At 50.2% G+C, this 19,735-nt stretch carries 13 protein-coding genes and 1 pseudogene; 4 read left to right on the top strand and 10 right to left on the bottom strand.

The annotated features are described in order from the left end of the window. Positions 1-164: 164 nt before the first annotated feature. From B5F77_RS15930 to B5F77_RS00480, 4 genes are all read right to left on the bottom strand, one after another. Positions 165-410 (bottom strand): hypothetical protein, encoded by a 246-nt coding sequence (locus B5F77_RS15930; protein WP_239445680.1) that lies wholly within the window; start codon positions 408-410, stop codon positions 165-167. Positions 411-458: 48 nt separating this feature from the next. Beyond that, positions 459-1,142 carry a TolC family protein gene (locus tag B5F77_RS00490; protein ID WP_239445679.1) on the bottom strand — a complete coding sequence of 228 codons (684 nt, stop codon included), beginning with the start codon at positions 1,140-1,142 and terminating at the stop codon, positions 459-461. 162 nt (positions 1,143-1,304) lie between these two features. Then, positions 1,305-2,387: a DUF418 domain-containing protein gene (locus B5F77_RS00485; RefSeq protein ID WP_087326100.1), complete on the bottom strand. Its 1,083-nt coding sequence runs from the start codon at positions 2,385-2,387 to the stop codon at positions 1,305-1,307. Between the two features lie 233 nt (positions 2,388-2,620). Further along, complete coding sequence (locus B5F77_RS00480) at positions 2,621-3,016, bottom strand: HU family DNA-binding protein (RefSeq protein ID WP_239445677.1); 396 nt, start codon at positions 3,014-3,016, stop codon at positions 2,621-2,623. A gap of 1,021 nt (positions 3,017-4,037) precedes the next feature. Here B5F77_RS00480 and B5F77_RS00475 point away from each other — a divergent pair. The 3 genes from B5F77_RS00475 (at position 4,038) to B5F77_RS00465 (ending at position 6,559) form a co-directional block, all read left to right on the top strand. Beyond that, positions 4,038-4,430 (top strand): hypothetical protein, encoded by a 393-nt coding sequence (locus B5F77_RS00475; RefSeq protein WP_087326098.1) that lies wholly within the window; start codon positions 4,038-4,040, stop codon positions 4,428-4,430. Between the two features lie 126 nt (positions 4,431-4,556). Further along, positions 4,557-4,823, top strand: coding sequence for a hypothetical protein (locus tag B5F77_RS00470; RefSeq protein ID WP_140392779.1), 267 nt, complete (start codon positions 4,557-4,559; stop codon positions 4,821-4,823). 77 nt (positions 4,824-4,900) lie between these two features. Further along, positions 4,901-6,559 (top strand): AMP-binding protein, encoded by a 1,659-nt coding sequence (locus B5F77_RS00465; RefSeq protein WP_087326095.1) that lies wholly within the window; start codon positions 4,901-4,903, stop codon positions 6,557-6,559. 215 nt (positions 6,560-6,774) lie between these two features. Here B5F77_RS00465 and B5F77_RS00460 read toward each other — a convergent pair whose 3' ends face one another. Beyond that, on the bottom strand, positions 6,775-8,124 hold the full coding sequence (locus B5F77_RS00460; protein WP_087326093.1) for a dihydroorotase: 1,350 nt from the start codon (positions 8,122-8,124) through the stop codon (positions 6,775-6,777). A gap of 308 nt (positions 8,125-8,432) precedes the next feature. Further along, positions 8,433-9,185 (bottom strand): DNA-binding domain-containing protein, encoded by a 753-nt coding sequence (locus B5F77_RS00455; protein ID WP_087326090.1) that lies wholly within the window; start codon positions 9,183-9,185, stop codon positions 8,433-8,435. A 188-nt stretch (positions 9,186-9,373) separates the two neighbouring features. On the opposite strand from B5F77_RS00455, the gene B5F77_RS00450 reads away from it, so the two are divergent. Next, positions 9,374-10,723, top strand: coding sequence for an alpha-L-fucosidase (locus B5F77_RS00450; RefSeq protein WP_087326088.1), 1,350 nt, complete (start codon positions 9,374-9,376; stop codon positions 10,721-10,723). Between the two features lie 158 nt (positions 10,724-10,881). On the opposite strand, the pseudogene B5F77_RS00445 reads toward B5F77_RS00450, so the two are convergent. The 4 genes and pseudogenes from B5F77_RS00445 to B5F77_RS00430 form a co-directional block, all read right to left on the bottom strand. Then, positions 10,882-14,040 (bottom strand): annotated as a pseudogene (locus B5F77_RS00445) (TIM-barrel domain-containing protein). Between the two features lie 72 nt (positions 14,041-14,112). Next, on the bottom strand, positions 14,113-16,458 hold the full coding sequence (pbpC, locus tag B5F77_RS00440) for a penicillin-binding protein 1C (RefSeq protein ID WP_087326086.1): 2,346 nt from the start codon (positions 16,456-16,458) through the stop codon (positions 14,113-14,115). Then, complete coding sequence (gene epsC, locus B5F77_RS00435) at positions 16,451-17,338, bottom strand: serine O-acetyltransferase EpsC (RefSeq protein ID WP_087326084.1); 888 nt, start codon at positions 17,336-17,338, stop codon at positions 16,451-16,453. Before epsC ends, pbpC begins: the two co-directional genes overlap by 8 nt. A 175-nt stretch (positions 17,339-17,513) precedes the next feature. Continuing rightward, positions 17,514-19,724, bottom strand: a complete 2,211-nt coding sequence (locus B5F77_RS00430; RefSeq protein ID WP_140392778.1) for a hypothetical protein — start codon at positions 19,722-19,724, stop codon at positions 17,514-17,516. Between the last annotated feature and the right edge of the window lie 11 nt (positions 19,725-19,735).

Below are 19,735 nucleotides of genomic sequence, written 5' to 3'. Positions count from 1 at the left end.
AAAAATCAGCAAGCTTGGCAAACACCAAGCTCACCATTCACCGGTAAATCCTCCGCCTCAGCGCCGGAAGCACCACCAGCAGCAGGGGCAGCAAGCCCACGAAGAGGATGGGCTTGGCGTAGAGTTGATGAATCGAAAGAGTTGCTTTCATATCCAAGTTGTGTTTAGTGGTTCCAGTAATTGTAGGCGGCAATGACAAGCTGCCGGTTCGTGCGCATCAGCAGGGCATCCCGTTCCGTCTGTATCTTGTTGCGGAGCACGGTCAGGTAATCCAACACGGACACCTGCCCGGCCTCCACCTCCCGCGCGTAATCGGACAGGACACGCTCGTATCCGGCGAGTTGCTCCGTCAGAGCCTTCTCCCTCCGGTCATATTTCTCCAACTCCGACAGGCATTGGCAGAGCCTCATGCTGCGTTGGTATTCGGCATGGTCCCGGTAGATGCGTATGCTTTGCTGCTACAGTTCCGCCTGACGCTCCTTCCAACGCTTTTGCCTGCCGTCGAAGAGCGTCCACGTAAATGTCAGTCCTGCGCTCCAGCCGAAATGCCTGTACCATTGCGAGAAGCTGCCCGTCTGTATGCCTCCGTCCACAAACAGGTCCAGCCGCGGCTTGTACTGCAAGTTGAAAGAACGCAGCGATGCCGCCGTGTTCAGGCTGTCCAACCGGTACTGTTCCGTCACCGCGCGTTCCAGTTGGTTCTCTTCCAAGCGGATGTGGTTGCGAACCATATCCATATTGATGCGGGATTGTTCCTGTGCCACTTTGTAAGACGAATGTCCCAAGAGCGGCTGTGTCCACGTGGCTCCGGTATGCAGGTGCCCGCTGCTCTCGCCCAAGTCGTAGCCGTAATAATCCGTGGCATCCTGTGCGTTCCATCGGAAAGAGGTTTGTCCCCCGTCTTTGGTCAGGACGGGTACGAACAGGTAATCCCCGTTCAGCTCCAGCCGTGAACGGGTGTACAGCGCCTTTAGCCGCCTGAGTTCCGCCTGCTCTATTTGCAGTTGGTTGCGGTAATCGTGGAGCAAGGGGCTGTACTGCTTGGCTGCTTCCACATAATCGGGCAGCGATCTGTCTGTCTTTTGCCCATACGTGCATAAGCACAGAAGAGATAGCAAGATAGATAACTTTATTCGCATCATAGTCTATTTCCTTTTTGTTCGGCAAAGGTAGACTATGAGTTTGTAGAGAATTTGAAGAAGGGTGTGAGATAGACAAATTCAAAGGTTCTCTCATCGGCTCTCTCCTCTTGGCTGGGATATTTCCCAAATCCTTTCCAAAGGACCATACGTGAACTTCGACATTCAGCCTACACTCAAGACTAACAGAACAAGGTAAACAATAAATGCCATCAGCTCTACCTGTAGCAGTCCTATAGGAATATCTTTACCTAAACCTATAGTATAAAATAGGAGTATACCTAAAATAGACTGTCCTATATAGTTGGTCAAGACCATACGTCCCATCATGGAAAGCCACTTCCAACCACGTCCTTCCTTAGTTTTCAAGTAAACGAGCGTCACCCCAGCCGCATAGGCTACACTAAGTAGATAGGTTCCCATCAGGTAGAAAGCACTCTGCATAGTAAGACCAACTGGCTGTTTTTCTAGCACACTCCAGGCATAAAGGAGGGAATAAGGCAATCCAACTGCCAAACTATATCGAAACACTTTAGTCAGCATCTTCTGTCTCTTTTCTAAGTGGATGTAGAATTTATTACGTTCTATCCAAATGCCTATTAGGAATAAGCCTAATATCCTCCAGAAATGATTCCCCTCCACTATCTCTCTCATCCACATGAAAACCCTATATATCCTAAACTGGAATAGGCTCCCCTCCCCATCTATATTGGGTATCCAATAGGCTGGGTATCTATATGTAATCTCACAGGTGCAGTCTATCATTAGGGGCAGTAGTAGGAAGAACCCAGCCCAGCGTAGCAGCCATTTACCTGATAGGTTACGAAACAGTGGGAACATCCCGCCTGCCAATGTATAAAGTATTAGGATATCGCCATGCCAGATAAGTAACAGATTGAGAAATCCTACGTAAAGCAGCATCGTCATCTGTCGGTAGAAGCGAGGGTAAGGATGTGCTCCTCTCTGCTCCATATTACGGATGAGCCTGCAAAAGCCTATGCCAAAAAGAAGAGAGAATAGCGTATAGAACTTCCCTTCTATAAATATAGATAGCATCCACTGAGTAATAGCATCTTGTATGGTTGTACGTATCCCCTGGTTCATCTCCTGAGAAAGGTTAGCATGGACATACATCTCCTGGAAATTATCCATACAGATACCCATCAAGGTAATGCCACAAAGCATATCCAGTATCGAAACCCGCCCTGGTTCCTTCACGGAGGGAACTTCATTTGCTGTATTCATCATCCTGATTTATTTACTAATAAAGCATAGTCTTGCCGCACTAAATCTGATAATAGTATCGACAGTTTCCCTGCATACTATCCTGATTTAATGACAAAGGTAGTCACTAAGTTCCTTACTCCGTATACCCATATAACGGATAAAGTTACCCATTTTACAGCTTTTTGTAAATAAGTAGACTACCTTCCAACAGACAATGCCCCTACCGAGATGACGCTATCTCTCTTCCTCAGTCCCTACTTCACCGTATCCATCTCTATCCATTCGATGTCTTTAGGCACAAGGGTCTTCTTGGTCACTTGCCGGTTGTGCGACCTACGGTACTCCGGGATAAAGGCCACTGTTACCTTCTTAAATTGTTCCGGACTGACCTCTTCTGGCGTATCTACTCCCTGCCCATTGGCTTTACCTACGAGGTAGAATGTCCCCAATCCGTCAAGCTTTACTGAATTACCCGTCTCCATCATATCGCCCAATACATCTCCAAGGGCAAGCAGTACGGCATACGTATCTGCCTTGCTTACCGTCGATATCTGAGACAACCGCCTAGCCACATCCTCCGTACAGAATGTACCTGCCGTAAAAGACCGGGGAAACCACTTATCCCCCTGCTTCTGTTTCTTATAAAACATAACTACAAATAATATAAAGTTACACACTAAATCCCAATGAATTACACAAACAACCCCATTGATTCCCCTACAAAACCAAAAATCAAGGTACATCATTCATGAAATCATCACCCATGATTCCAACAATCATCCCACATGATTCCCACAACCATCCCACAAGATATAATACCAATATGCAAATATAAGGACTCTAAATCACATATACAACCCTACTCAAATGGCATGATTATGTTCATTATGGGACATATCAAGCATTTACATATTGGAATACAATGCCTTATTCACACTGAAAGAGAAGAATCTATAACTTTCGATATTACATCCGAGAACCTAAAAGCAGCAAACAAAACCGTTGTAAACAAAAAAACTACAAGTTTCAATACCTTTAAGGTATCAAACTTGTAGAGTCTCCATGAATTTACGGAGGCCTAAAATAGCCATCCGTAAATAAAGTCGTTTCAAAAGGGGCTATCCGTTACTTACTGTAGCCCCACTTCATCAATTCAGATTTACCGATAATCGATAAATACACTGAATAGCGTCTCATCAAATTCAAAAACAACTTTTTCATACTTCTCTAATTTAATTAAAACCAGACTCCGAAAAGAAAATCTCAGCCAAACAAACCTAAACTAAACACACATGTAACCAAACAAACCCTAAACAATCCTTATTCTAACTTTCTTTTCTTCGTCAACTCATTTCATAACCTAAACACTTTGCCTTTCGGCTTACAAACGTACTCCCAGCATTTCGAAGTACAATCTAAACAATCTTTTCACCATAATCATGTCCTCGAATTATGTTTTACAGCACAAAAGTACTGTCTTTTTCTTTACTGGAATACTTTTGGATAAGAAAAATAGCTTGAATCACCCTTTTCTTGATGAATGGCAAAAATAGCTGAGAAAAAGGGGATTCCTTCTTGATAAAAATCGTATATTTGGACGTTTTTATACCGATAAACGACAAAGATTATAACTATAAATAATAAGAAGGATAACTATAAAAAATAGAAGACATGGAAGAAAATCGTATAACGAGCAATCGTATTGAGGAATTAAAACCGGGCGAAATTTTCGTATTTGGTAGCAATTTGGAAGGGGCTCATGGCGGAGGTGCTGCATGGCTTGCACATCGAAAATGGGGTGCTATATGGGGACAAGGCGTTGGATTACAAGGACAGACGTATGGAATCCCTACGATGCATGGCGGACCGGAAGAAATTCGTCCTTATGTAGATGAGTTCATCCGTTTTGCCATTGAGCACCCGGAATTGACATTTTTAGTGACGGAAATCGGATGTGGCATTGCAGGATTCGAACCAAAAGATATCGCTCCGCTCTTCGAAAAAGCTATCCCCGTGTTAAATATCCATTTACCCGCCCGTTTTTGGCAAGTATTGGAGAAATAATGCGTACCTTTGCCTATGTGGACATTTAAATGAGAAAACAGATGAAAAAGTTATGGATTAGCGCCTTAGTAGGCACTTCGCTTTGGGCATTCAATGCATTTGCCGCGAACGAAAGCGAACCGAAAGATGAGAAAGCACGTTGTTGCTGTGTGGAATGCACATGCGAAACATGCGAATGCGAAAGAGGATGCCAACATTGTGACGATTGTGGAGAGCGTGCCTATTGTGAATTTTGCGAAGTACGGCATTGCGACGTGGAAGAAAATGTGGGATGTTGCCACGAAAACGACCGCAGACGAGACACACATCATTACCGACATCACACCCAACGGGACTACCGACACGGAGGTTGCTGTCGGCATCGATGCGATTAAAGAGTATTTAACAAAATAATGCCACCTTCTTTTATCACAATTAAACAAAAATATAATATATTTGTAGGCGTGATAACTCTCTAAAAAGGTGGCATTATGGAGAATCGTTTTTTAGGACTCATCGAAAAAAGCGTGAAAACGCATTGGAACTTGCCCGCCTTCTCAGACATAGGCGGCAAGACCTATTCTTATGCAGAGGTAGCTCGGAAAATAGAAGAAATTCATCTCTTGCTGGAAAAAGCAGAAATACGTCCGGAAGACAAGATTGCTATCGTAGGCGGAAACTCTTCCAATTGGGCGATTTGCTTCTTTGGTATCATGACGTATGGCGCGGTGGCTGTACCGATTTTGCATGAATTTCAGGCGGATAATATCCACCATATCATTCGGCACTGCGAAGCGAAAGGATTGTTTGTCTCAGCTTCCGTGTGGGAGCGGTTGGATGAGGCAATGATTCCGGCTATCCGCTTGACGGTTCGCCTCGACGATTGGGCACTCCTCAGATCTCATTCGCAAGAGGCACAAGCAACCGCTCCACAATTAGCTGAACTTATGACACAAAAGTACCCTGCTTTCTCTCCGGAAGATATACATTATTACATAGAAGAACCTGAGAAGTTAGCGGTACTCAACTACACATCGGGGACGACCAGCTCTTCGAAAGGCGTCATGCTCCCCTACCGAAGCTTATGGAGCAACACGCAATTTGCAGCAGACCATTTACCCTTTATCCATGCAGGTGATAATATCGTGTGTCTCTTGCCCATGGCGCACATGTATGGATTGGCCTTCGAGGTACTGAACTCGGTCAACAAAGGTTGCCATGTGCATTTCATCACGCGCCGCCCAGCACCGCAACTCTGCCAGGATGCTTTCGCCCAATATCGTCCGCGCCTCATCCTGGCTGTACCGCTTATCTTGGAAAGGGCCGTAAAGAACAAAATATTCCCGCATTTCTTAAAGCCTTTGGCGCGCCTCCTCTTATGGATCCCTGGCATCAACCAGCTCATCTTCCGTAAAGCTGCCGAGGGGTTGACGCAAGGCTTCGGGGGGAATTTCGAGGAGATTATCGTGGGAGGTGCTGCCCTCAACAAGGACATCGAACGCTTCTTGCGGCGTATTGGGTTCCGCTTCACCGTGGGCTATGGCATGACGGAATGTGGTCCGCTCGTCGCCTTCGCACATTGGAATGAGTCGAGGGCTGGCTCCGTCGGGAAGGCGGTAGATCGCATGGAAATCAAAATCGACTCGAACGACCCGCAACATACAGTGGGCGAAATACTCGTCCGTGGTGCGAACAATATGCTAGGATACTTCAAGAACCCGGAGGCTACGGCCGAAGTGATGCTCCCCGACGGCTGGATGCGCACCGGCGATTTAGGCACGCTCGACGCAGAGGGTTATCTCTATATCCGGGGGAGAAACAAAACGATGATACTCGGCCCGAATGGACAGAACATTTACCCGGAGGAAATCGAGAATAAGCTAAACAACCTCCCGCTCATCGTCGAGTCGTTGGTCGTGTCGGACGGGAAGAAGCTGACGGCTTTGATTTACCCCGATTGGGAGCATATCCGCGAGGCGCATCTCTCGCACAAGCAGGTGGAGGAAATCATGGGTCAATACCTAAAGGCGGTCAACCGCGTCGTCCCGCGGTATTGCAAACTCTCCCTCTTCCAGTTGCGTGAAGAGCCTTTCGAGAAGACGCCCAAGCGGAGTATTAAGCGGTTCCTCTACCAACCTACGCTTGCCTAAGGGCAACGCTTCGTCGCATGAGGGTGTGTCATAAATAAGAAAATGTTATCTGAAAGTAACTGAAAAGCTCCCCTGCCTTAGGGGAGCTCCCCGCAGGGGTGAGGGGTTGTTTCTTGTTATGAGAGATTTAACCCCTCAGTCTCGCTACGCGAGCCAGCTCCCCTAAGGGCAGGGGAGCTTTTTAGATAGCATTTTGACACAGCCCCATTTCTGTGTTAATTCAGATACTTCAACTCCCGCCCGCGGAGTGCATCATTCACTTGGCCCCGTTGGTAGGCGATTTCCCCGTTCACGAAGGTCGTGTCTACGGCGTGGTGGAAGGTATAGCCTTCGAAGGGGGACCATCCGCACTTCGAGAGGATATTCTCGCGCGATACGGTCCATGCGTGTTGTGGGTCTACCAGCACTAAATCGGCATAGTATCTGGGGCGGATATAGCCTCGCCGGTCGATGTGGAACAGCGTCGCGGGGGCATGGGCCATCTTCTCGACTACCTTTTCGTAGGTGAAATGTCCTTCGCCGGCCAACTCCAGCATGGCTACCAGCGAATGCTGTACGAGCGGTCCGCCGGATGCCGCCTTCAGGCAGCTTCCCTCCTTCTCGGCGGGTAGATGTGGGGCGTGGTCGGTCGCGACGATATCTATTTTGTTTTCGTTGACAGCCTGGCGCAGGGCATTGCGGTCTGCCAGCGTCTTGATAGAGGGATTCCATTTGATGCGATTGCCGAACTGGGCGTAATCCCCATCGTGGAACCAAAGGTGATGCACGCACACTTCGCCTGTGATTTGCTTTTCGGATAGGGGGAGCGTATTATCGAGGAGGGTCGTCTCGCGGGCTGTCGAGAGGTGCAGGATGTGTAGTCGTGCGCCCAGCCGCGTAGCGAGTTCGACGGCCTCGGCGGAGGAGGCATAGCAGGCCTCTTCGCTTCGGATGAGACTATGGAACGAGATGTCGAGGTCCTCGCCATATAGCCCTGTATAATGGGCGATGTTCCGCTGGATAATTTCCTCCTTCTCGGCATGGATGGCGATGAGCATCCCGCATTCGGAGAAGATACGCTCCAGGGCGGCTTTGTCATTGACGAGCATGTTGCCGGTCGAGGAGCCTAAGAACAGTTTCAATCCTGGCACCCGTGTTTTGTCTACCTGCTGTATCTCTTTGAAATTATCATTGGTTCCGCCAAAGAAGAAGGAGTAATTGGCCACGGAGGTCTGTGCTGCCCGCTTGAATTTCCACTCCAAGGCTTCGAGGGTAGTCGTCTGCGGTTTCGTATTGGGCATGTCCATAAACGAGGTGACACCTCCGGCTACGGCTGCCCGGCTCTCGCTCCCAATGTCTGCCTTGTGTGTGAGTCCCGGTTCGCGAAAATGCACCTGGTCGTCGATGCAGCCCGGTAGGAGCCATTTCCCTTGGGCATCTATCTGCTCGTAAGGTGTTATATCGACTTCAGGCGGCACAGGGCCCTCATATACGGCTTCGATGGTATCTCCTGCTATCAAGACTGAGCCTTGAAAGTGGCGCCCCTCGTTGATGATAAGGGCATCTTTAATCCATTTTTTGTTCATATCTTATGTATATTTATGATTCTCCACAAAGGTAGTGAAACTATTCCATCCGTACCTTATAAATAGGGCTTCTTTTTTTGCGCAGGGGTCGTGCGACGTACGCCGCAGGGGTCGTGCACCGAGCGGTGCAGGGGTTCTCCACTGTATGGTGTAGAGGTCGTGCACCGAGCGGTGTAGGGGTCCTCCACTGTACGGTGCAGAGGTCGTGCACAAAAAAGAGGGGCATAAAAAAAGCGTACAGTGCCACTTGGACATACTGTACGCCGCATTCGTTTTTTTGTTTGTTTTAAACCGGTTTACTTCTTAGTTTATGAAATATAAATGGTAAAACTGCTTGTAATGACTCTCGCTTCCTTCAGTAAGGCGCTACCGGCAAAGTAAGTTTCTATCTGCACCCTGTACTCTCCTTCTGTAATGTCATTCGGAATCATGAAGGTGATGCGGGAAGGGGTATTGTCGGCTATTTTCTCGATTACGATCTTCGCGTCGAGCGAATTGATGATAGAGACTTCCCCGCCTTTGTTTTCGCCATTCGGACCGACGGACTTGAGTTTCGAGCCTTCGATAGCTACCATATCTGTCCGGCTCGCCACGTTCTCTTCCCCTGTATAGAGGTTGAGGACACGTGTAATAGCGGCGCCTCCCAACGTCTGGCTCTTCATGATATTCACCTTAATTTGGTTGGCTAAGATATTGCGTAGCTCGCCGATGGGAGATACGTTAATAGAGAATTTCACCTTCGTAGGGTCGATAGGCTCGCCCTTCGAATTGAAAACACCCTGTATAGCGGGTTCATACCGGAAAAACTCGCTGGCGAAGCTTTCCCCCGACAAAAGGAAGGATACCATCTTCTGCTCGAGCAGCGAAGCATTATTAATTAGAGTTTCTTCCCGATACTCCGTGCGTTCGCGGGCAATGCCGGACGCGAGGTCGTTTACAGTCTTCGTCGCATTGTTTTTTTGCAACGTTACAATACGGTCGTTCTTGTCTTCCGTTAATGGATTTTCTTGTAAGATAGCTGGCCAAGAAAATAATTCTGTCGGTTTAACGTTCAGTGGCATGTCGGTACGATTTTAGGGATTAATACATATTTATTGTCGTCTCAAAGGTAGGTAGAATAGATGAGAAAACCAAATTTTAGCGCATATATTACAAAAAAAAGGAAACAAATGCAGATTAGTAGGGATTTTTGCTTGTTATATAGGTAGAAATCCGTATTTTTGCCCTAAACAAATTAAACATAACACACATGAAAAAGCAACTGATTACTTTAGCCTTGGCGGCACTGATGGGTGCTGGGGGGCAATTGTCCGCGCAAGAAACGGCAGAACAGACAAAAGACGCAGGGTATGAAAAACGCATGGAGTGGTTCTCGGAGGCGAAGCTGGGTATCTTTATCCATTGGGGCATCTATGCAGTGAATGGCGTTTCGGAGAGTTGGTCGTTCTTCAACAACTACCTGCCTTATGAGGAATACATGAAACAGCTCGATGGCTTTACGGCTTCGAAATATGATCCGAAGCAATGGGTGAATTTGATTAAGGAGAGCGGTGCGCAATATACCGTCATTACTACGAAGCACCATGATGGCGTAGCATTGTGGGATACAAAGGTGGGCGACTTAAGCGTGGTGAAATCCACTCCGGCAAAACAAGACCTCATTGCTCCGTTCGTGAAGGAGGTGCGCGACCAAGGATTGAAGCTGGGCTTCTACTATTCGCTCCTCGACTGGTCTCATCCCGATTATCCGAATAAGACCCGCACAGAGGTTCGCTACAAAGACGACCCGGCACGTTGGGCCAAGTTCCAGAAATTCAACTTCGGGCAGCTGACAGAGTTAAACAAAACGTGGAAGCCGGACCTCTATTGGTTCGATGGAGACTGGGAGCAGAGTGCGGAGACGTGGAACGCGAAGGGGATTGTTGACCTGTTGCGTTCGGACAACCCGGATGTCATCCTCAATTCGCGTATCCAAGGCTACGGCGATTATGCCACACCGGAACAGGGCGTGCCCGTCGTGCGGCCCCAAGACAAATATTGGGAATTGTGCATGACGATGAACGACTCGTGGGGTTACCAGCAAGCCGATACCAACTATAAGACGCCGCAGATACTCCTGCGTACTTTCGTGGATTGTCTGAGTATGGGCGGAAATCTCCTGCTCGACATTGGCCCGCGTGAAGACGGCACCATCCCTGACGAGCAAGTAGCTATTCTAAAAGAGTTCGGCCGCTGGATTAAGAAGCATAAGGAAGCGGTGTACGAAACACGGGCCGGCATCCCCACGGAGCATTTCCAAGGATACACGACGCTCAACAAGGCAGGTGACATCCTATACCTCTATCTCCCCTACAAGCCAAATGGACCGATTGAAATCAAGGGATTGATGAATAAGGTGAACCGCGTATGGGTCGTAGGAAATGGGACGATGCTCCCCTACAAAATACACAACAAGAACTATTGGAGCGAAGTCCCTGGCAACCTCTACATCGACGTGCCGGAATGGGTACAGGATAAGAACATCACTGTGCTGGCGGTCCTGCTCGATGGTCCCATCAAACTTTATCGCGGCGTAGGCCAGGTGATTACCAGCAATTGATAGACGTAAAGCATCATGTATATCCTATTTATATCGCTGAATACCGCTGTCCGAAAGGATAGCGGTATTATTTTTCCCCCGACACGTCAGGACATAAAATAAGCAGAGGAATGGATTCCCCTGCTTACCTATTATATAAATCCATATAGGAAATTACCTTATTCCACTACGATGGTCTGGTCGACATTCGTCGAGAGGCGAGCAGTGCGGACTTTAAGTCGTCCCTTGCGATCGTTTGCATCGTAATACCAACCACACTTTCCGGACTTAAACTCTTCCGCAGAGATAGCCGACAGCGCTTCGCCCCCTACTTTCACCGATGCCGGCGACTTCAGATAACGCATATCTAAGAGGTAAGTGCGCTCCTGATAGCGTCCTTTGTAATCTCCTTTTGCCTTGGCAATCGTCACAGAGACCTTCCCCTGTGCCCCATCGGCTGCCGACATGGAGATGAGTGTGCGAGCCAAAGCACCCTGCTCGTAGTCGCGTGTCAGAAGGTCATCTTCATAGAGGTTGAACGAGGAGTCGCCATAAGGATAAAGGTCGAGCGTGAGCTCATCGGCGGGCTTCTCGCCTACGTAGTTCATGTCTGGATACATCGGGATAATCGCACCCTGACGAACAAATACCGGTATGATATCAAGCGCCGCCTCATACTTATCCAGCCATTGTCCCCCTTGATAAGTCTCGCCCGTCCAATAGTCGTACCATTCACCAGCAGGGAAGTAAATATCCTTGCGCGGTCCCCGACGCTCGTAGACAGGTGCCACGAGGAGCCATTCACCGCTCATGAACTGATATTGGGTCGTGGTGTCGCGCGTGACGATATCCTCTGGGAATTCCAATACCATAGCGCGTGCCATTGGGACGCCTGTCTGGTGAGCCTCATAACAGTAAGTGTATGTATAAGGGTTCAACCGCATCTTGAGCCGCAGGAACTTTCGATTGATATCCGTATAGGGATGACCGTATACCCAAGGCTGACGGTCCGCGTCTGCCCACCCGCTCATGGTCATCATAATAGGCGTGAAGACCTTCCACTGCAAGTCGCGGGTGTAAGTCTTGGGGGAACCTCCAAAGATACCGTCTATATCACTGGTAGCGGCATTGAAGGCAGAGAGCCCGGCACCCGTGACGGTCGGGATATGATAGCGGATATAATCCCAGTTGCTCACCTGGTCGCCGCTCCAGATGGTAGAGTATCGCTGTGTGCCAGCCCATCCGCAGACCGACCAGATAAATCCGCGTTCGTTTGTATTGCTCGTGATGCCTTCATAGGCAGATTTACATCCATTCAGGGCAAACTCATACCCCTCTCCTACCCAAGCTACGTCGAGCTTGCATAAGCGTGTCCCGCATGTCCCTACCTCATAGGCGATCTTATCTACGCCATTCTCGGTCCACAGGCCGGTATGGAAACCTCGCTTGCTTAGCTCCGTTACGACAGAATCCAGCTTAACGTACCCACAACCGTAGCCGTCGTTCGGAAGAATCCATCCACGCGGCATATCATATTCGATATACTTATCTGCCACCTGCGTAATGACGTCGGGTGTCGACTGTGGCCATCCCGTGCGTTGCTCTGGCTTATTGTAGCAATCTGCGTCGCCCATCGTGAGCATCCACATGGCGGGCATGAAGGGTTTCCCGGTGATATCCGTGTAGCTGTTTAATATCTCTTTCAGGGAAGGACCGTAGAAGTAAAAGGCATCGAAACGGTTCTCGTCGTGCGTAAGGGTACTGGTGAAACCCTGCATCTTGTAGCCGTCATCATAGACCTTATCCGGCATGTAGGTTCCGTTGAACGCATAGTGTCCGGGTGCGAACGTATTGCGGAACACACCGTATCCCTTGGTAGACATGAAGAAGGGCGCGGGGTTCGAGGCTTGGTCCTCGTCCCATCCGGTGACCGCTATGTCGATTTCCTTACCTCGGTGAGAGAAGTTTCCCTGTTGCATCCCGCCGCCATAGAAGTCCTCGTCGGCACTGCGTCGTAAGGTCTGGCTGGTCTTTAGGCCAAAGCTCAGGGGCTCAGCTTCTTCAAACAGGGCTTTCCTGTTGGTTTTATCATACAGGGCTAGGCGTATGGGGTCTTTATAGACGCGGACCACACACTTAGGCGTAGTGAACTTGTAGTAGTCCCCGGCGTTACTCATCGATACTTTTGGGTTCTTAATGCCGTAATCCACTACGATTTCGTCTCCTGCCGGATTGGTATACTCGCCGTCGGGCGCTAACCATACTCGGAATATGTCATCCTGGTAGAATATCAGCTTCATCTTTGAATAGCCAGAGACGAACTCATATTCATGCCCGCTCAACTTATTGACCTTCGTCACGCTGCCTAAACTCATCTTAGCGGCATAGAGGTTGGCTTTCCATGTATTGTTCTCTTGCCGCTCATCTTCAGCATAATCTACCGTAAAGGAGAGCTTATAGGAACCCATACCCGTTAGGTCGGTCTTAGGGAAGGCTACGTCGTAGGTTTGCTGCTTCTCGATAGGCGATGTGGAAGCCTTTACGTCTGCGGTCAACGTTACGCCGTTGTTCAACGTAGCTGTCACGGTAAAGTCTTTACCTACAGGTTGCGAACCGACGTTCTTCAGCTTGAGCTTGATGACGTCCTCTTGGGTGAACGTATTGCCTGTTTCCTGGTGGGAAGTAATGCCCTCAATAGCCAAGTCGTGAGCATAAGGCTCAGTCAGTTCGATATCGTCTATCATCCAGTACCACGAGAAGATATGACGCCAGAAGAAGCGCAGGTAGACGGTTTTCTGTCTGGCGGCCACTTCGCTTATGTTGATTTCCTCTTTGATCGGCGTATGCAGCTGGGTCGCTGCCGGGATGCGGTCTCGCACGTTGTATTCCGTCCAATGCGTTCCGTCGGAACTTACGCCTACCCATAAGCCAGCGCGTGGCCCTGTAAACCAGTCGTTCCAGCGGAAGAGGTGCTCGAACTTGAGGATGACATCACTATGCGCCGAGCAATCGATAGCCGACGTCTGAAAGTAACCGTTGGGGTATTCCTGCCGTTGGTTCCACTTCGTAATCTCCTCGCCCGTCACTACGCCTGGCTGATACTGCATGTGATAGCCGCGGCTGGTCGAGGCAATCGGAGGTGCCTGTTGCTCGAATTGGAATGAACCCGGATAGGGCTGGTCGGTCACTATCCATTCACATTTAGCCGACTCCGTCGAGTCGACTACCGCCCATCCGGACGGCAATTTACCCGAGGTAAAATCCTCTTTCTAAAAACTTTGCTGCGCTTGTGCCATACCGACGGCACACATCAGGGCAGCTGCTATTCCTATTTTCATGTCTTGTAAATTTAATGAAGGCACAAAGGTACAGATTTTGCCCTGAATCTCCTATGGAAGCCGAAGTGAATCTTACGCTTTCACTTCAAAAAGGACGGAGCGGCGGTGACCCTGTTCGTCGACGAGCGTCAGGAGGTGCTGACCGGGTGTAAGGGTGCAGGCTAACTGGTGCTCGTGGTGCGTCTCGCCCAGGTAGACTTCGTCCAAGTGCCAATAGAGGGTAGCGTCTGGACGGACGTGGGTCGCTCGCATTACGACCTGCTCCGGCTCGCCGGATAGACCGCGAGGGATGTACAAGATAGCCCCTTGTTCGGGATACAGGATGGCGATTTGCGTGGCGGGTTCTTCCTCGCATCCTGGCTTAAGGGGTGGCAAAGGCTGGTAGTCTACATGGTATTGGCGGTAATAGTAGGCTTGGGCAGGTGGCAGTACGAACCAGGAGCTGCGTACCATCTCTGCCCGGGTTGCACAGGAACTGTTTACCCGGTACTGTCTGTCTGCCGAGAGATGGACCCAACGGTGATACGGGCATACCTCCGACTGCATGCCGGCACGAGGGACATAGAGCGTGTCGACCAGCGTACAAGCAGCCGTAGCCTTGTGTCCACTGGTCCGGCAGATGGGCAGACGTACCATATCGTCGAGTGGCTCGTCGAACCAGGGTGAGTCTGGGAGCAAGGAGAAGATATCGAATAAGATAGGAGCTGCGTTCCCGACACCGGTCAGTCCGGGGCGTCCCTCCCCGTTGGCATTCCCTACCCAGACGCCGACGGCCATCCGCGGCGTGACGCCAATCGCCCAGGCATCCCGTCCGCCATAGCTCGTACCGGTCTTCCAGGCTACTCGCTTCATCGATGAGAATTGTTGCCAATCGGCCTCCTCTTCGGGGCGATTCACGCCGGCCATAGCTTCGAACATGAACCAAAGCGCGCCGTACGACGGGTTACTGGCAAGCGTAAGCCTCTTCTCTTCTGCTTCCTCCGCTGGCGTGAGGCGGAGCGGATGCACGTCGGCCTCGTCGTAACGCCCATTATAACGGGAATAGTGTGCCAACTGGCGGGCCATCGACGCATACATGCCGGTCAAGTCCCACAAGGTTCCCTCCGCTCCGCCTAAAATCAGGGATGCCCCGTAATGCGACTCGGGGAAACGGAGGGTCGTCATGCCCAATTGTTTGAGCAAAGCCATGAATCGCCCTGTCTTATAATCGGATAACATCCGTACCAACGGCACGTTCAAGGAGCGGGATACGGCCTCTCGTGCCGCTACTGCGCCGCTATAGGTCTTGGAGTAGTTCTGGGGCGTAAAGCCACGTATGTTCAAAGGGATATCGGGTACCAGCATATCGGGGAGCAACGAGCCGTCGCTCAACATGCCGGCATACAGGAAAGGCTTCAGGATGCTACCGGTACTGCGGGGTGAGGCGATGATGTCTACTTGTTCCCCTTGCCCGGTAGAGCCGCCGTCCGTCGCATTCCCGACGTAGGCCCATACTTCTCCTGTCTCGACATCCGCCACCAGCGCGGCCGCATTGTAGATGTAGTTCGAGCGATACTCGGCGACATAGCTATTGACGATAGATTGCACCTGCTGTTGCAAGGCTGGGCGAAGGGTCGTATGATGTATATGAACATCTCTATTACCCAGTGATATACGGTCTAAGAGATGAGGTGCCTGATGGGGTAAAGGATGGGGTTTCTGGGGTAAGGGTTCGAGGCAGGAAAGCTCATAGGTTTCCTGGTCCAGATAGCCCTCTTCGTAGAGGGAAAGCAAGAGGTGGTCGCGCTTCTGCCGTAAGGCGTCCCGGTTTCGTCCGGGATGAATCAAGGCGGGGGCGTTCGGCAAGACGGCCAAAGTGGCTTGCTCAGCCCAGGAAAGTTCGGAAGCGCTGCGCCCAAAGTAACGCCAGGCTGCGGCCTCGATGCCAACTACATTCCCTCCGAAAGGTGCATTCGAGGCATAAAGATCCAGAATCTCCTCCTTGCTGTAGCGAGACTCGATGCCGAATGCCCAGAGGATTTCCATCGCCTTCTGCCAGAGGGTGCGCCGTTGGTTCCCGCGGGCCATGCGGGCCAGTTGCATGGTCAGTGTACTTCCGCCGCTCACTACGCGCTGATGCTTAATATTCAACATCATGGCTCGTGCCAAAGCCAGCACGTCGACCCCCGGATGATACTGGAAACGCCTGTCTTCGTAGAGTTGCAAACAGGTGACGAATTTCGAGGGGGCGTGGCTATCTGTAGGGAAACGCCATTGCCCGTCGTCGGCAATGCGTGCCCCTAAAAGCGTATGGTCGTGTGCGTATAATAGGGTGGAATAGGGAGAGGAAAAGAGAGGAGATGGCACCCACAACCGGATAGCTCCCCACAGGACAATAAAAAAGGAGCCTAACAGGCTCCACCAAGCTAACTTACTCATGGACGGCATGGCTCTGTACAATCTTCGAACCGGGTGGCACGCTGTGTGTCAACCAGATATTCCCACCGATAATGGAACCGCGACCAATCGTAATCCGTCCCAACACAGACGCGTTCGAGTAGATAGTCACATCGTCCTCGATGATAGGATGCCGCGGGACGTCCATCGGCAGCCCCTCCTCGTCGAGCGTAAAGCTCTTCGCGCCCAGCGTCACTCCCTGATACAGACGGACATGGTTCCCAATGATAGCGGTCTGCCCTACCACTACGCCCGTACCGTGATCGATGCTGAAGTAAGCCCCGATCTCAGCCCCTGGATGTATATCGATACCGGTCAGCGAATGCGCCATTTCCGTCATCATCCGTGGCAGGACCGGAATCTCCAGCCGGAACAGCTCGTGCGCTACTCGCTGATGCAACAAGGCCGAGATAGCCGGGTAACAAAAGATAATCTCGCTCTCGCTCTTGGCGGCCGGGTCACCGTCCAGTATAGCCTTTACGTCGGTAGACAACAAGTACTTAATGTGAGCGATACGGTCTATGAATGCGATCGTGAGGTCGGATGCCCGCGCACGGGATACCCCCTCTCCTTCCGTGGCCTCGAAGCCCAGGCTGTGGTAAATCTGCTCTTGCAAGAGGTCATAAATCCTTTCTAAATAAACCCCTACATAATAGGGAAGGGACTCGAGGCTGTGTTCATGCACCTCGTCGAAGAAGCCGGGAAACAGGACTGCCCGCAGGAGATGCATCACCTCCCGCACCCGCTCCACCGAGGGCGTAGGCCGCCGATGCAGCGGGATGTACCGGTATCGCGCGTCGCCGGCTGCCGAGAGCTGCGCCACGTTCTCCTGAATGCGTTTTAAGATTGCTGACTTATCCATTTTAGACGCCTTTCTATGTTTATATTGATTCCTTATATTGTTAAAAAAGTTAGGTCCGACAGTTAACTCAGTTAAGTCCGACACCCAGGTAGGCTGGGTCCGACAGTTAGGTAGCCTGGGTCCGACACCCAGCCTCGTTAAGTCTGACACTTGACTTCGAGGGCTCCGACGTGGGTCAATGATCCCACCCTGGGTTATAGCGGACGAAATGCTTACTACCGCTCGTCTGCCCTATATAGAGATACCCATTATAGGCAAACATAAAGATGTTCGTCAGGTTACTGCTTTGCAACGACGAGCGGATGGAGGTTGGTTGCTTTGCCCACGAATCCGTGGCCGGGTCGAAAACGTACAAATCCAAGTTCGTATCCAACACATACAGCTTGTCGCCACACGCGACACCGGCTACCACACCTTCCGCTTCAGTCGGGCACTCCTCTTCGCTGCTCCACGACGACATATCCGCCGACGACCAGAGATCTTTGCTATACGAGATACCCGACAAACCGATACTCGTACGACCCAGACCGGCATAGAAACGGTCACCTATCCGCACCAAGATGCTCTTCACTTGCTCATCAGGGAAACGAGAAGGGAGCTCCGTCCACGAACCACTGCCGCTTGGGATAAACTGCAATACCTTATCATTGATAGTATCATTGACTCCAAAACCGCCCAAAATGTAAGCCTCGTTATCCAGCGAAATGCCAGCCGCGTCGGAGAGCGAATAACCTCCACTATTTAACTCTGTCCATTCGTTGGTCATCCATGCGTACCCATAGAAACCGTTTGTAACGTGATTATTATCATCCTTTCCACCAAAGGATATAACTGTAAAGTCATTCAAGGCAAAGAAAGAGGAACTCTTTACGGCTTCCGGGATGGGATTCCGTTGCGCCCATTCATCTGTACTCATATTATACATGAACAACGAAGCAGAACGTTGTCGGCCTAAGTCTCCCCCTAAAATATAACCTATGTTATTCAACACACAATAAGAAGCCTCGGTCACTGCCTCACCTGGATAGGCCGTGAGGGAAGTGAGGATAGCCGGCGTCTCGACGGTTTGCACCGCGCCATACGAATAAACGTTCGACGCATTATAAGCAAAGGCACGAACGTAGTAGGTTGTACCGCCTCGGAGTTCGGTAATGTTTCCCACAAAAATGCTATCTCCCTGATAGGCCATGATAGAATCGCACGCCGCATCTCCTATCGTCGGTTGCTGATTAGTAGAAGACCAGACAAAGCCAGCCCCCACGATATCCGTCTCGCCCTTATCCAAGATAGACCCCTCGACGCGTAACGTCCCCGCATCCATGTCTGAAGCATCGATAGCAGAAGTCGACACTGTAGGCGCACTACTCTGAGCGTAGAAGGTATAATCCTCGCCAAAATAGACTTCACCATATTTATTGCGAGCATACGCTTTGACAAAATATTGCGTCTGTTGCTCCAAACCGTCGAGTACACCTATCATTATCGAGTCGTTCGTAATGACACACGGTACCTGTACTGCAGAGGTATCCGTCCAAGCAGGTTCTTCTCCCTTCCGATAACAAAAACCCGCTTCCTCGATATCGGCATCTCCCAATGTCGCAAAAACAGCTCGGAAAGTAATAGAAGAATAATCTCTTGCAATCGGTTCCATCGACTTGAACTCCGGCTTACCACTGGTTGTATAGAACGATTTGACAGCCGGAAGCGGGAACATACCAAAACGATTCTCTACGAAGGCTTGGACATAATAGCGCGTGGATGGCTCCAAATTCTCAACCGTGGCCGAGAAAAGAGAATCCGTCTGTGCCTCCATCTCTATCGTACGAGGCGACGGATCGTTCAATGACGTTTCATAAAGATACACGCCTCTTTTGACGATATCCCCCTCACCCAACGCCAAGAGACGCCCTCCTAAAAAAGCCGATTCGGCTTTCACATCAGCCGGATCCAAAGTCTGTACCACACCCAAACCCGTCTGAGTTGAAACAGACAGTTCTTCACCATAACTCGTCCCTTTCTCATTAGTTGCATACGGACGAATATAATATGTCGTATCTGCTTCCAAACCAACTGCTGTCGACTCATACTCACCTATGCCTGTTCCTGAAATCACCGTATCACCCGACTCTACGACCGGCGAAGGATCTAATCCCCAACAGACACCATACGCCTCTACAGGAAGTCCATTTGCACTTAAGACTTCCGCCTGAAGAGTTATTGTAGTAGCCGTAGTTCCTAATATATATTCTTCGGATGTACCTGTTAACAAACGAATGGAAGGCGGAGCTGCATTCCGCACATTTGTATCCATGTCTGGCTCATCCATACAACCATACCCCATCACAAGAGGTAAACACAAAATTATCCAACGTATATATTTCGACATAGACTTTCCTC

The organism is Parabacteroides sp. An277, assembly GCF_002159645.1.
Classification (GTDB): Bacteria; Bacteroidota; Bacteroidia; order Bacteroidales; family Tannerellaceae; genus Parabacteroides.
Note: the sequence above shows the minus strand (reverse complement) of the source record. Positions and strands in the feature narration are given on the sequence as shown.